General features: G+C 46.6%; 11 protein-coding genes. 3 read left to right on the top strand and 8 right to left on the bottom strand.

Annotated elements, in window-relative coordinates; all coding sequences use genetic code 11:
- Positions 1–50 precede the first annotated feature (50 nt).
- The 4 genes from alaS to ACTJLE_RS03805 form a co-directional block, all read right to left on the bottom strand.
- Positions 51–2,735, bottom strand: a complete 2,685-nt coding sequence (alaS, locus tag ACTJLE_RS03820) for an alanine--tRNA ligase (RefSeq protein ID WP_481267492.1) — start codon at positions 2,733–2,735, stop codon at positions 51–53.
- Positions 2,736–2,873: 138 nt separating this feature from the next.
- Positions 2,874–3,119 (bottom strand): hypothetical protein, encoded by a 246-nt coding sequence (locus ACTJLE_RS03815; RefSeq protein ID WP_119486868.1) that lies wholly within the window; start codon positions 3,117–3,119, stop codon positions 2,874–2,876.
- Positions 3,119–3,568 carry a DUF948 domain-containing protein gene (locus tag ACTJLE_RS03810; protein WP_481267513.1) on the bottom strand — a complete coding sequence of 150 codons (450 nt, stop codon included), beginning with the start codon at positions 3,566–3,568 and terminating at the stop codon, positions 3,119–3,121. The genes ACTJLE_RS03815 and ACTJLE_RS03810 overlap by 1 nt, the downstream gene beginning before the upstream one ends.
- A gap of 116 nt (positions 3,569–3,684) precedes the next feature.
- Positions 3,685–4,359, bottom strand: coding sequence for a histidine phosphatase family protein (locus tag ACTJLE_RS03805; RefSeq protein ID WP_481267491.1), 675 nt, complete (start codon positions 4,357–4,359; stop codon positions 3,685–3,687).
- Positions 4,360–5,063: 704 nt separating this feature from the next.
- Here ACTJLE_RS03805 and rpsD point away from each other — a divergent pair.
- Entirely contained in the window at positions 5,064–5,690 is a 627-nt protein-coding gene (rpsD, locus tag ACTJLE_RS03800) for a 30S ribosomal protein S4 (protein WP_004105277.1), read from the top strand.
- 470 nt (positions 5,691–6,160) lie between these two features.
- On the opposite strand, the gene ACTJLE_RS03795 is transcribed toward rpsD, so the two are convergent.
- From ACTJLE_RS03795 to ACTJLE_RS03780, 4 genes are all read right to left on the bottom strand, one after another.
- A complete protein-coding gene (locus tag ACTJLE_RS03795; protein WP_481267490.1) occupies positions 6,161–6,943 on the bottom strand; it encodes an ABC transporter ATP-binding protein in 783 nt (260 codons plus the stop codon).
- 4 nt (positions 6,944–6,947) lie between these two features.
- Positions 6,948–8,159, bottom strand: coding sequence for an FtsX-like permease family protein (locus tag ACTJLE_RS03790; protein WP_481267489.1), 1,212 nt, complete (start codon positions 8,157–8,159; stop codon positions 6,948–6,950).
- A gap of 61 nt (positions 8,160–8,220) precedes the next feature.
- Complete coding sequence (locus ACTJLE_RS03785) at positions 8,221–8,622, bottom strand: DUF4418 family protein (RefSeq protein WP_481267488.1); 402 nt, start codon at positions 8,620–8,622, stop codon at positions 8,221–8,223.
- A gap of 142 nt (positions 8,623–8,764) precedes the next feature.
- Positions 8,765–11,821 (bottom strand): ATP-dependent helicase, encoded by a 3,057-nt coding sequence (locus ACTJLE_RS03780; protein WP_481267487.1) that lies wholly within the window; start codon positions 11,819–11,821, stop codon positions 8,765–8,767.
- Positions 11,822–12,007: 186 nt separating this feature from the next.
- Here ACTJLE_RS03780 and ACTJLE_RS03775 point away from each other — a divergent pair, with 186 nt between their 5' ends.
- The gene (locus tag ACTJLE_RS03775) at positions 12,008–12,589 is read left to right on the top strand and encodes a xanthine phosphoribosyltransferase (protein WP_119486875.1); all 582 of its coding nucleotides are present in this window, start codon (positions 12,008–12,010) and stop codon (positions 12,587–12,589) included.
- Positions 12,590–13,440: 851 nt separating this feature from the next.
- Entirely contained in the window at positions 13,441–14,670 is a 1,230-nt protein-coding gene (locus ACTJLE_RS03770) for a thiolase family protein (protein ID WP_481267486.1), read from the top strand.
- Positions 14,671–14,705: the final 35 nt, after the last annotated feature.

Here is a 14,705-nt window from a genome sequence, read left to right as displayed (position 1 = left end):
TGTTGCTTTTGGTAAAGATTATTTCGTTTTGCTTTAAGGACGCTTGAGCGCTATGCGAGCTCAGCCACTTGCGCTTTTACAGCTTCCAAAGCTTCATCAATCTTAGAAGCGTCTGTGCCGCCGCCTTGAGCAAAGTCTGGCTTGCCGCCGCCACCGCCGCCAAGAACCTTGGAAGCAGTGCGAACCAAGTCGCCAGCCTTAGCACCAGCATTGCGAGCAGCCTCGTTGGTTGCAACTGCAACCATTGGCTTATCGTCCTCGTTTACGCCGCTCAAAACAACTACTGCAGGAGCGTCCTCACCTAAGCGAGAGCGCACGTCGAGAACTGTCTTACGAAGCGTTTCAAACGATCCGAAGTTACCAACATTCTTAACAGCCAACTTAACGCTTCCGGCACTAGCTTTAGCGGACTCAATCAAAGCTGGAACGGAATTAGCAAGCTGAGACTCGTAAACGGCTGCAAGCTTACGATCAGAATCCTTCATCTTGTTAAGCAAGGATTCCAAACGTTCAGCCAACTCGTCTGGGCGAGCGTTAACCATGTCTGCTAATTGCGCAACCAAAGTGTGCTCGCGAGCGCCATACTCGTACGCTGCCTCGCCGCAAAGTGCGTCAATACGGCGAACGCCAGAGCCAATAGAAGACTCAGAAAGAATAGTTACCATACCAATCTTTCCGGTGCTCTTAGCGTGAGTGCCACCGCAAAGCTCGCGGCTCCAACCGTCGCCGATTTCAACCACGCGCACAACGTCGCCGTACTTTTCGCCGAACAAGTGCATTGCTCCAAGCTTAAAAGCGTCGTCGATTGGCATTTCCTTAGGAACAACCTGCAAATCGTCGCGAATACGCTCGTTTACGCGAGCTTCAACGCGTGAAAGCGCATCCTTATCAACAGCCTTTGGCCACTGGAAGTCGAAGCGCAAGCGGTCTGGATCAACCACAGAACCGCGCTGAGTTGCCTGAGGACCAAGCTCTTCGCGCAAAGCCTTGTGAAGAGTATGCGTGGCAGTGTGAGAACGTGCCAAAGCAGCCCTACGAACCTGATCAATATTCGTGTTTACAGGAGCGCCAACGTTAAGCGTTCCTTCAGTCAAACGGCAGCTGTGAACAATCAAATCCTTGATTGGACGCTGAACGTCGTCAACTTCCAAAATTGCGCCGTCGTCGGAAATAATCTCACCCTGGTCAGCAATCTGGCCGCCGCGCTCAGCATAGAATGGCGTGCGGTCGAGAATAACTTCAACATTTGCAGGAGCGGTAACGCTTTTAACAGCACCCTTACCTGCTTCAACAATCGCCAAAACGTTAGAACGGCTGGAGAAGTCAGTGTAGCCAAGGAAGTCGATTGGCTTTTCAAGCTCCTTCTTAATATCGTCGTAAACGCTAACGTCCACATTGTGACGCTTCTTCAAAGCGTCAGCGCGAGCGCGGCCTTTCTGCTCGCTCATAAGCTCGCGGAACTTAGCTTCATCAACCTTAACACCCTGCTCAGCAGCCATCTCAAGAGTAAGCTCAATCGGGAAGCCGTAAGTGTCGTGCAAAGTAAACGCGTCTGCGCCGCCAACCATTGGGTCGTCACTTTGCTCTTTCTTAGCTTTTTCAACAGCCAAGTCGAGAATAGTCGTGCCCTTTTCAAGAGTGCGACGGAACGCATCTTCCTCACCGTAGGCAGCTTCGCTAACCTCGTGGAAAGTATCGTTAAGCTCCGGATAGCTTGGCTCCATAGCAGACTTAGAAACTGGGAACAAGGTTGGCAAAACTGGATCTTGCACGCCAAGCATGCGCATTGCGCGAACGGTTCTACGAAGAAGACGACGAAGCACATAGCCGCGGCCAACGTTACTTGGACGCACACCGTCGCTCATAATCATCAAAGCGGAACGCACGTGATCTGCTACAACGCGGAAGCGCACGTCAGCATCGTTATTATCGCCGTACTTTACGCCACTAAGCTTTTCTGCAGCTTCAATAACTGGGTAAACTTCGTCAGTTTCGTAAATATTTTCCTTACCTTGCATAAGATAAGCCAAACGCTCCAAACCAGCGCCGGTATCAATATTCTTCTGATCAAGCTCGCCAGCAATATGCAAATCAGTCTTAGACTTGACGTTATCTACCTGGTAGTTTTCAAAAACCAAATCCCAAATCTCAATAAAGCGAGATTCGTCGGCAGCAGGACCGCCGTCACGACCATATTTAGGACCGCGATCAACGTAAATTTCGGAGCATGGGCCGCCAGGACCAGGGCCGCCGGTAGTCCAGAAGTTATCTTCCATGCCGAAAACTTGCATGTGCTCTGGGTCGAAGCCCTCGTTCTTCCAAATTGCACGAGCTTCATCGTCGTCAGTGTAAGTAGTTACCCAAAGCTTTTCAGGATCGAAACCGTAGCCGCCCTTATCTTGCGGAGTAGTTAAAAGCTCCCAAGCGTAGTGGATTGCTTCTTCCTTAAAATAATCACCGAAGGAGAAGTTGCCAACCATTTGGAAGAAGGTGCCGTGACGAGTAGTCTTACCAACTTCGTCAATATCTAGCGTACGCACGCACTTCTGGTTCGATGCCATACGGCGAGAAGGAGGCGTCTGCTCACCAAGCAAATAAGGAATAAACGGCACCATGCCGGCGATAGTAAAAAGCGTCGTTGGGTTCGGCGAAATAAGAGATGCCGAAGGAACGACCATATGACCATTTTTAGCAAAATAGTCAAGATAACGCTTTGCAATTTCTGCTGTGCGCATACGTACGAACTCCTTGTGTAATTTTTAGCAAGATCTTGTCATGCAAACATTCAATATAGTACTTCAATACCTAACTTAAAAAAACTTTTTCGACTCGCATTTTATTAAAAAACGCAAGTCGAATTAGCAAAAGATTAGTTAAAAATCCTCATGACGACGGCGAGCGTAACGCGAATTAAGCTCAGCTTCATGATTTTTACGGCTAGTGTTGAAATCTTTGAACAATCCTAACACTGTGTTTAACGTAATATTTTTTGGATCTTCATCAAATATAAATTTACTAGCAGCAGACGGCATTTTTGCTTTTACGTAAGCGCGCGCTTTTGTTACTGCGAGCACACCAATTACAATGCCAACACACATCCAAAATAAGCGTTTGAACATTACTCCCCCTTGCTTGCAGTGCGATTTTCTGCAGCGCTATTAGAAGATTCTTTTGCAGCATGACGGCCTGTAAAATTAGCGTCAGTTGGCACCGTTGGCTTGTTAAAGAAAGAAGCAACTGTATCTTTTAGCGCGTAACCGGCAGCAGCAATCTTCACAATCGGCTTTCCTAAGAATGATCCATACAAGTCGCTAAGAGCGCCAATATTCGTTACAGTTGTGCGCGTGGCTCCCGACACAGCGTTAACATCATCAAGAGTCTTATTAACTTGCTTAATAGTCGTCACAGACTCGTCAATTGCAGGAAGCGCATGCTCACCAGACTCTTTAACAGTTTTCGCAATCTGATCGAACAACCTGCCCAATCTAATTAGCGGATAAATCAAAAAGCCCGAAAGCACAGCAAACGCAATCGCAGCAATAAGAGCAGCTATGTCTCCAACGCTCATCATAACCTCTTTCTGTAACAGTTTCGCTTAAGAACTCTTTAAGAATTGAAAGCTAATACAAAATAATACAAAAGCCAATATAAAAGCCAATATAAAAGCAAATATAAAAGCAAAAACTACTCGTTATAGCCTCGAATAGTAATAGCTTTATCGATAGGTTTAGTAGTGTCAAAATCAAGCCTAGTTACGCTTCCATTTTGAGGTCTCTCGCTTAAATCGTAACCAGCAGGCGCAAAACGATGCATAAGACTTAGCAAAGTATTTCCGTGCGAAATTTGCAAAACATTATCGCCATCTTTAAGCGAAGAATTAGAAGCGATTAACGCAAAACCTTCTTCTACGCGAGTCCAATACTCAATATCCGACTCGGCATCGTGGAAAGGATCCGCCTCTTTAAGCATGTCTCTGGTAGCTGCAAGCCCGAACTTTTCAACGATTTCGTTGTAGGTGTGCGCTCCGTGTGGCGCCCCTGCAGCCCACCAAGCCATTTGCATATCTTGGCCTTCAAAATAGCCGTAGCATTGCTCGCGAAAATGCATATCGCTTACAAGCTTTGGACGAGCGTTACCAGCAGCCTCGTTTGCATCGAGAACGCGTTGAGCCGTGATTTGCGCGCGAGTAGTATCCGAACAGTAAGCTGCAGCAAAAGTAATATTTTCCAGCTTTTTTGCAGCCTTATCCGCATCCTTCAAACCTTTTTCAGTAAGCGGAGAATTCGACCAGCCTTGCAAGCGATTGTAACGATTAAATAGCGTCTGCCCGTGACGCACTAAATAAAGATGCAGCAACATAACTCCATTATTGCACTACGCGGTACATATGTTTTAATTGCGATTTTGTTTAATGTGGCGCGAGTTTTGGGGGATTTCTCTCCTCGCAATTTGCTTTTCGATATTCTTGAGTATCGTCTATGAGTTTTGTAACTGATTTAGTTTTTTGGTTTTGACGAGGCTGGAAAATTTGTGTTTGCGCAAGTTCCCGTCCTTCGTCGCTTTGGCTGTTAAAGGCTTTACTGTCTGCTTTGTTCTTAAAAGAACGTAGCTTCCTCAGTCCTCTTTTATTGCTGAACACAATTTTTCCAGCCTCTCAACACACTAAACACCAACACAAAACTCATAGACTCGTGCAGAAAGTTGCGCAAAGTGCGTGGTTTACTAAGTGCAACTAAAGTCGCGCAATTAAGCTGCGGGTGGGTGCAGCTAGTTATTTTTATAGTTTGTTTAGTGGGAAAAATATCAACAATTATTCTTACGGGTGTGTAGAATTAGAAACGATGCCTATTTTGTGTAAGCATCATCTGGAGCCTTAGCCCATCAGTGGGTCGGCGCGCGGTAGTTATGGCGTTATTTCAACGTTTTAATACTTACGCGTTCGTGTGTTAGCACGAAGAAGCACTGGAGAGGCCGGCTCAGCGTGAGTAATTTTAAGTATTTTAGAATGCTTAAAAGTTTGGCTCGCGTTCCGTTCAGATAACGACAGAATTAAAGGATTAGTTATGACTAATATTCAGCGTTCTCGCCGTCAGGTGCGTCTTTCTCGCGCCCTCGGCATCGCTTTGACCCCAAAGGCTCAGCGTATCTTCGAGAAGCGCCCATATGCTCCAGGTGAGCACGGCCGCACTCGTCGTCGCACCGAGTCCGATTACGCAGTACGTCTTCGCGAGAAGCAGCGTCTTCGCGCTCAGTACGGCATCTCCGAGAAGCAGCTTCGTGCTGCTTACGAGAAGGGTACGCACACTGCAGGCCAGACCGGTGACGCAATGCTCACCGATTTGGAAACTCGTCTTGATGCTTTGGTTTTGCGCGCAGGCTTTGCTCGCACCACCGCCCAGGCTCGTCAGTTTGTTGTACATCGTCATATTTTGGTTGATGGCAATCTTGTTGATCGCCCATCTTACCGTGTCAAGCCAGGCCAGACCATTCAGGTTCGTGCCAAGAGCCAGACCATGGTTCCATTCCAGATGGCTGCAGAAGGCGTTCATCGCGACGTTTTGCCAGCAGTTCCTGGTTATCTCGATGTGAATCTTGCCTCTTTGAAGGCTACTTTGACTCGTAAGCCGGAAGTCGATCAGATTCCAGTTGAAGTCAACATTCAGTACGTCGTCGAATACTACGCTCGTTAATTCGCCGATTTAATTCTTAAGGACATACCGCTTGACCCCTGTTGCGCATTCGCGTGGCAGGGGTCAATGCGTTTTATGGAACATTTGCCGGAGTTCCGGCTTTTTTGTTTGCGATTTAATTGCGCGTCATTCAGCCGTGTGGATATTCGTGTGGTAGAGATTTGAGATTTTTCGCACTGAACGAAGGCGGACGTCAGAGCCGAAGGCTGCTGACAAGCCGAGCGAAGAAGAAAAATCGAAAAATCTCTGCGATAAGGCACGGTTATTAAAGATTAAACACGCAGAGTTTGGGGGATTTCTCTACGAGCACTAAAAGAGGACTGAGAAGCTACATTCTTTAAAGATAGGCGAACACACTAAACGCCTTTAGCAGCCAGAGCGCCCGAAGGACGGGACGTGCGAGGAGAGAAATCCCCCGAAACTCGCGCCACATTAAACAAAATCGCAAATTATGAAAACTCTACACTAAATCAGCAAAGAGATCCGCTGTCCATTGTGTAAGTGCGGTCCGCGCAGCAAGCAGCATCGGAATCGTGCGTTACCATTAGCACCGCCGCTCCAAGATTTGCAGCTTCGCGCAACATTTCCATCACTATGCGAGTGTGCTCTGGATCCAAATCGCCAGTAGGCTCGTCCAAAAGCAGAAGCTTCGGATTGTTTATTAGCGCGCGCACAATCATTACGCGACGCATCTCACCTCCGGAAAGTTCCGTTGGATAGCACCACAGCAAATCCTCAATATGAAAGCGTTTACAAAAATCAAGCGCGCGATTTGAGTAGTAATCTTCAACGTTTGCATTTTCGTTTTTTTGCTCGCTACTTTTTTGCTCGCCGCTTTTTTGCTCGCTATCTTTCGTCTGCCCACTTTTCGCAATTTGCACAGGCAAAAGAATGTTGTTATACACAGTAAGATTCGGCAAAAGCGTTTGCGATTGCGTAACAAAACCTATATTTTTAGCGCGCAAGCTAGATACTTGCGCATCGCTAAATTCAGGCGCGGAAATCTCCTCACCTAAAACCACTACGCTTCCGTGAGTTGGCTTAAGTAATCCTGCAATCAAATTTAGTAAAGTAGATTTTCCGTTGCCAGATTTACCAACAATCGCAACAAAATCGCCACTATTTAGCGAAAGACTTACGTTATTTACTGCAGAAAATCTGTGATTTCTACGCGAAAATTCTCTAGTTACGCGCGTAAGTTTCAGCACAGCAAGAGGCGATTTTTCGCTATTCGATACTGCCGTTTCGCTCATATAATCACTCCCCTGCTCGAAGCGTCAAATACGTTTCACGCATAGCAATACGCAAAGTCGTAAGCGCTGAAGCCGCCACAACCACAAGAATCGCAAGCAACACACTAACAGCCATAAGCGCTACTACAGGAAATGCCGTCGCCTCCAAATACGGGAGCTGCAATTGTTGCGCAATAAGCGAACTATACGGGAAAAGTATAAGACTTGCGAGCGCAACTCCAACGACGCCGCCTACTAAACCAAGTATTGCAGACTCTCGCGCAATTATGGAAAGTAACATTTTGCGAGTTACGCCCAATATTCGAAGAGAAGCAAACTCTTTTTTGCGCTCGTTTACAGAAGTTGCAAAAACTGCAAGCAAAACTAGTGCGCCAACAATCCAAAATGCAGCAACTATAAGAGTTAGCGTGCGCGTAAAAACGCCAAGATTAGCTTGAGTAGTCGAGGTAATTCCGCCTGGAAAAACTATGCCAATGCCAGAAAGCCCAGTTGTTTTGCGAATATTTTCCGCTACTTGCTTTGCGCTATATCCTTTGCTTATTTTTACTAAAACTGCCGAAATTGCTTTTTTCGCATACTCTTTCGGTATGGCAGTGTGATGCACTTTCGTTGAATACTCAACTACTTGCGGCACACTTTCGCGGCGCACAAACACTGAATTATCAATGCTTGTGCCGGTTTTTGCAAGCTGAGCTACCACAGGCCATTGGTGCGCAAAAAGCCGAACCGTATGCTTGTAGGAAACTAGCACGTTTGCTCCAGCAATCATTTCGCCTTTTTGCAAAGTCTTTTTATGCTGCGAGTAAATCCAAGGTCCTATAACAAAATCAGAATCTGGATCAAAACCGATTATTTGCAGCTTTTCCGCGCAACATCCTGCAGAAAGAGAAGAAATATACGTTTGCGCGCTCGACTTTTGTACGCCTGGCGAACGCTTAACTAAATCTTCAATATTATTCGTGAAATAGAAAGTGCTTGAACCGCCGTTAGTTAAAAGCGCTTCCGCTTTTGTGTGAGTACCGTTTGGGATAACCATAATATCGGCTCCCATTCGCTCACGCATGCTGTTCAAGCCTTGTGCGAGATTCATAGAAATAAGCGAGCCGCCGAAAAATATGGCAGACAGGCACGCAGCAACCACTATAAGTGCGGCAGTGCGTAACGGTTTGCGTTTAATATTTTCCAGCGGCAGTCGCTTTAGAGTAATAGTGCGCATATTTTTATTCTTTGCGTTTAAATAGCAAATATTATGTGCAAAATGCTTTACTAAGCTTCACTCATTTATTTTGTGCAAGCTTAGTATCCATATAAACTGCTACTGCTGCGAATACCGCTGCAAGCACAGACAGAACAATCAACGTTGGGCGAGTAACAGATGCGCAATGCATCATTGGGCTCTTGCAAACGCCAATAAGGAATGTTGGAACGGAAAGCATAAGCAAAGCGTTCACGAATACAGCAACATTCAAACCGGCGCGAACCTGATCTTTAACGAACAAAGCAATAACGCCAAGAACTGCAATAACTACGCCGATTCCAAGAGCAGCGCGGCCAGTGTAATAGCATGCCATGTGCATTCCGCCTTCCGACTGGCATACTTTGGCGAAGGTTAGCGGCGCAATAGCAATAAGCACGCCAAAAATAATCGCTGGAATTGATGCGAATAATTTATTTTTCATAATTGATACCTCATAGATGTATATGAATTATTTTTTAGTGCGACATTTTCCTTAATGCCACACGCCTTACTGCACTCACTTTCGCAAGTGCCACATCTTCGCTAAAAACTAAGTTTACGATGAAGTGTATAAAAATGAAATGTTACAATTTTTCGATTGGTGCAACTCGAAGCATTAAGCGCTTTACGCCGTCGGAGCCGAAATCGACTGTAATAATTGAATTTCTGCCCTTATCTTGAGTTGCAATAACAGTTCCTAAACCGTAAGTGTCGTGCGTAATTTTGTCTCCAATTTGGAAGTCTTGAATATTTAGATTGTTGTCTTTATCCATTACTCCGGAAGATGAGCCAAGTTTTGTAGCACTTGTTGAAGACGCTGATTTTGTGGCGATTTTGCGCGTTTTTACAGCGCTTGATTTATACGAATTTGATTTGGATGCGTACGATTTAGAGCCGTAAGAAGATCCGTAAGAAGAACTAGAGCCGTAAGAAGATCCGTACGAAGATCCGTAAGATTTAGATCCGTAAGATTTAGAACCGTAAGATTTAGAGCCGTAAGATTTGCTTCTTCCGTAAGATTTTCCGGAACCGTAAGATTTGCCGGAACCGTAAGCGCTGCCGCCGTAAGTTGTTTTTTCGCTAAAAGCATCGCTATAATCGTCATCCCAGCCGCCGAAATCGCTATCGAAATCACCGCCGAAATCACTATCGAAATCTCTACCAAAATCGCCGCCGCGCGCACGCGAAGCACCCCAACTAGTAACATCAGCTTCTTTGCGCTTCCAATCAATCAAATTATCTGGAATCTCATCCAAAAACTGGCTTGGAAGCATATCCTGAGCCTGACCCCACTGCGCACGCACAGCAGCGCGAGTCACATACAAACGCTGCTTAGCACGCGTAATTCCAACGTAAGCAAGCCGGCGCTCCTCGCAAAGCTCGCCATCATCTTCCAAAGCGCGCGCATGCGGAAAAGTACCCTGCTCCATGCCAGTTAAGAACACAACCGGATACTCCAAGCCCTTAGCCGTGTGAAGCGTCATCAACGTAACTTTGCCAGTGTCCTCATTTTCATCCGGCAACTGATCCGAATCCGCCACAAGCGCCGTCGTTTCAAGGAAACCAGCCACGCTAGCATCCGGCGTATTCTGCTCATACTCGGCAGCAACCGACTGCAACTGCGACAAATTATCAACGCGCGAAGCATCCTGCGGATCTTCAGAACGTTGCAAATCTTCCAGCAAACCGCTGTCTTTCAAAATGCTGTCAATAACTTTTGAAGGCTTCGAATCGTTGTCTTGCATGCACGTCATTAAGTTGTGCATAAGATCTCGAAACTCTTTAAGCTTTGAAGCAGTGCGCGTTGGCACGCCGTCAATCGACTCCAAATGCTCCAAAGCTTGCCAGAAACTCACGCCTTGAGTTTGCGCATACAACGTGAGTAAAGCTTCGGCGCGAGGGCCAAGTCCGCGCTTTGGAACGTTCAAAATTCGGCGCATATTCACGTCGTCATCCGGGTTTGCCATAGATTGCAAATACGCGAGCGCATCCTTTACTTCGCGGCGCTCATAAAACTTCGTTCCGCCAACCAACTGGTACGGAAGACCCGCCTTAACAAGCGCATCTTCCAGCGAACGCGACTGCGCATTAGCACGGTACATAATTGCAATATCCGAGTAAGAAACGCCTTCTTCTCCAGAAAGACGCGCTATTTCCTCAGCAATCCAAGCCGCTTCCTGCTGAGCGCTGTCTGCAGCGTAGCCGCAAATTGGATCGCCCTGGCCTAAAGCCGTCCACAATTTTTTAGGTTTTCGACCTTGATTATGCGAAATAACAGCGTTTGCAGCGTCCAAAATTGTTTGCGTAGAGCGATAGTTTTGCTCAAGCATAATGGTTGTTGCGTTTGGAAAATCTTTTTCAAAGTCTTGAATATTGCGAATATCTGCGCCACGGAAAGCGTAAATTGACTGGTCGGAGTCGCCGACGACTGTGATTGATGCAGGCGTGCTATTTTGCTGTGCTGCATTTGCGTTAGATTGCGTTACGTTCGCGCGAGATTGCTTTACATCTACGCCTGCAAGCTCTCGAATAAGCTCGTATTGCGCGTGATTAGTATCCTGATACTCGTCAACCAAAATATAGCGGAACTTGTGTCGATAGTATTTCGCAACTTCCGGAGCTTCTCGCATAAGTTGCACAGTTCGCATAATCAAATCGTCAAAATCAACAGCATTAGCTTGAGCCAATCGATGCTGATATTCCGCATAAATCGTTGCGTATACAGCTTCAGAATTTCCAGCGTGCGCAATTTGCTGCCCCAAAACCCCCGGCTTGTAATCGTTTGCATACATGTCGAGCTGCTCGCGCCAACTAATCAAACTATTCTTGCAATCCGAAATCTTCGCCAAAATATTACGAGGCGTAAAGCGCTTAATATCAACGTTAAGCTCAGTTGCAATAATTTTTACTAAACGCTCGCAATCAGCAGTATCGTAAATAGAAAATCCAGGTTTTAAGCCAATACTTTGACCCGACCTGCGAAGTATTTTCACGCATGCGGAATGGAAAGTCGAAACCCACATTGTATTTGCTTCGCTGCCAATAAGACTTCCCAAACGTTCGCGCATTTCGGCTGCGGCTTTGTTCGTAAAAGTGATTGCTAGAATTTGGCTAAGCCACGCACCTTTTTGGCCTAGAATCCAGGCGATTCTGCGCGTAAGAACTCGCGTTTTGCCGCTGCCTGCGCCTGCTCCAATAAGAAGAGCCGGGCCGTCGTATTGCACTGCTTTAGATTGTTGTGGATTTAAGCCGTCGAGTAGTTTTTGCGCGTCTATTGCGATTCTGGAATGAGAGGAAGGCGAGGAATATGAGTAGTTTTGGGAATATTCTTGAGGGTATTCTTCTTGCGAAGGAGCGTAATCTTCTTGCGCGTAATCTTCTTGTGCAGGAGCAGGTTCTTGCGCGTAATCTTCTTGCGCAAGTGCAGGTTCTTGCGCGTAAGCGTCAGCATATTCGTCATAACCATAGTTAGCGTAATCACTTGCATCCGCAGCATTCGCATAAAAACTATCGTCCGAATCTAGCGAATCCGCAGCATTCTCATAAAAACTATCTTCCGAATCTGCCGAATCAACGGGATTTCCCAATAAATCACTCGCATACCCGTAATCGCTATCTTTTGCACCCATACTTGCACCCATACTTACACTCCATTAATGCTGCAAATCACATACGCATACCTTCAGCAACAAAACGCCCCCACGTTTTAATTGCGCACGTATCTAATCAGGTTTACCACATGCCGCAGTCGTTTTTAGCGTATTGTGTCACACGTTTGGGTATGCTTGAGCGTACTGCAATGTAAGTTACGCAAGAAGGGTCATATCGTGCAAGAGTTGGAAAATCGCATTATAAAAGACGGTATTGTAAAGCCAGGAAACGTGCTAAAAGTAGACGCTTTTTTGAACCATCAATGCGATGTTGCGTTGTTTGACCAAATGGGAGCAGCTTGGGCTGAGCATTTTCGCGACGCAGGTATTAATAAAATTCTTACGATTGAAGCTTCCGGCATTGGCATTGCTTGCGTTGCAGCGCGCCATTTTGGAAATATTCCTGTAGTTTTCGCAAAGAAAGCACAGTCGATTAATCTTGATGGCGACCAGTACGTTTCCACCGTTTTTTCCTTTACAAAGCAGCGCGAGTTTCCGGTAATTGTGTCGCGTAAGTATTTGAGTGCGGAAGATCGCGTGCTTATTTTGGACGATTTTTTGGCTAACGGCAAAGCTTTACACGGTTTGATTGATATTTGCGATCACGCTGGCGCTACAGTTGCCGGCATTGGTATCGCGATTGAAAAGGGATTCCAAGGCGGCGGAGATGAGCTTCGAGAGGCTGGATATGACTTGGATTCGCTTGCTATTGTTGACGCGATGGATCCTAGCGATGGGTCGATTTCGTTCCGTAAGTAACGGCGAGTGAGATAGCTGATTTTCGATATTCTTGAGTATCGTCTATGAGTTTTGATTAATGTTTTCTATAGTCAATCTGATGAGCCTCGAAAGTTTTCAGCATCGCAAGTTCCCGTCCTTCGTCGCTCTATTCTTAAACGTTCTTAACGATACGCTCGCGTTTTATTACGCTCGCTTGCGAAACTCGCGTTGGAAGTCCACTGGACTTCCAACTTTAGCGAGTTTCCGCATTGAAGTGCCTCCGCGCGCTACGCTTTAAGCGCTCCGGCAAGTCAATGCGCAGTCCTCTTTTAGTGCTCGTAGAGAAATTCCCCAAACTCTGCGTGTTTAATCTTTAATAACCTCATTCAATCGCAGAGATTTTTCGATTTTTCTTCTTCGCTTGGCGAATCAGCAGCCTGCGGCTCTGCGCGACGACCTGCTTTCGCGCTTAGAGCGTAGCGCGCGAAAGTAATTCGGAGCGTGAGCTTGCTCAAGTTGAAAGCACGGTGTGCTTTCAACGCAAGCTCAGTAGCGAGCGCGTTCCGCGCGAGCGTGCCGCGTTCAGTGCGAAAAATCTCAAATCTCTACCACACTAGTATTCGTACACTAAAGTCGCGAAACAAAGCTGTGTGTGGGTGTGTGGTATGTGTGCCCGGTGTGGTGTTAGCAGAAGCACAGATGTTAGTGTTCTTTAAGCAACAAGTAATCACTTTTCACAGAATATGCAAACTCACTGAAGTTAGTGCAAATGTGAAGGAAACGAGAAAAATTTTTCGCAAATAGTAATTTTGTCGAAAAATACGATAAAGTAGTCCGGTTGGTATACTGCAATACTGTTGCAATAAACAATTGATTAGGTGGCTAAACATATGACTGAAGTGGTGATTGCGAGCGCTGTACGTACGCCTATTGGCAAATTCGGCGGCAGCTTATCTTCGCTTTCCTCAGTTGATTTGGGAACGATTGCCGCAAAAGCCGCAATCGAACGCGCAGGTCTTAATGCTCAAGACGTAGATCAAGCCATTTTCGGCAACGTTTTGCAAGCAGGCAGCGGCCAGAACGTGGCTCGTCAAATCGCATTGCGCGCAGGCCTCGACACTTCCAGCTGCGCAATGACTATTAACGAAGTATGCGGATCTGGCTTAAAAGCAGTGCGCTTGGCACAATCTGCAATCGTTATGGGAGACGCGCAAGTTGTTGTTGCAGGCGGCACCGAAAGCATGAGCAACGTGCCATTTTACGCAACCAACTCGCGATTTAGCGGACACAAATACGGCGACTTTGCGCTAATTGACGGCTTGCAGCGCGACGGCTTAAACGACGCTTTTACAGGCGACGCAATGGGCGTTACTGCAGAAAACGTAGCCGCAAAATTTGGTATTACTCGTAAATCTCAAGATCTTTTTGCGCTTAAATCTCACCAAAAAGCTATCGCCGCTATTAAACGAGGCGATTTTGACGCTGAAATTGTTCCAGTAACGCTTGAAAACGGAAACGTTATAAGCAAAGACGAGCATCCGCGAGAAGACACGTCTTTGGAACAGCTGTCGAAATTGCGCACGCTTTTTAAAGCGTCTGAAGAATCGGAAGAAAATGCAAACTCGACTTGCGAAAATAGCACCCACGAATCGACTGTAACCGCTGGAAATGCAAGCGGAATTAACGACGGAGCCGCAGCCCTTGTGCTCATGAGCAAAGATTATGCAGAAGCGCACGGAATTAAATATCTTGCGAAAATTGTGGGATTTGCAGAAGGCGGAATCGACCCAGATTTAATGGGTTACGCTCCAAAGCACGTGATGGAACGCATGCTAAACGCAACAGGCAGCAGCGTTGAAAGCATTGATTTGTTTGAGATTAACGAGGCTTTTGCAGCGCAGAGCATCGCGGTTTCTGAGCAACTGCATATTGATGAGTCGAAGCTAAATGTGAGGGGCGGCGCGATTGCGCTCGGTCATCCGCTGGGTGCTAGCGGAGCGAGGATTTTGACGACGCTTATATACGCTTTGCGAGACAGTGATAAGAAAAATGGCGTGGCTGCTCTTTGCGTTGGCGGCGGAATTGGCGTTGCGATGCAGATTGAGTGCGCTGGTAAGTAAGAAGTAAGTAAGTGCGCTGGTACGCGTGTTCATGC

This window comes from Gardnerella sp. CCPDSM (assembly GCF_056754715.1).
The sequence above is the reverse complement of the archived record's forward strand: the minus strand, read 5'-3'. Positions and strand labels throughout refer to the sequence as shown.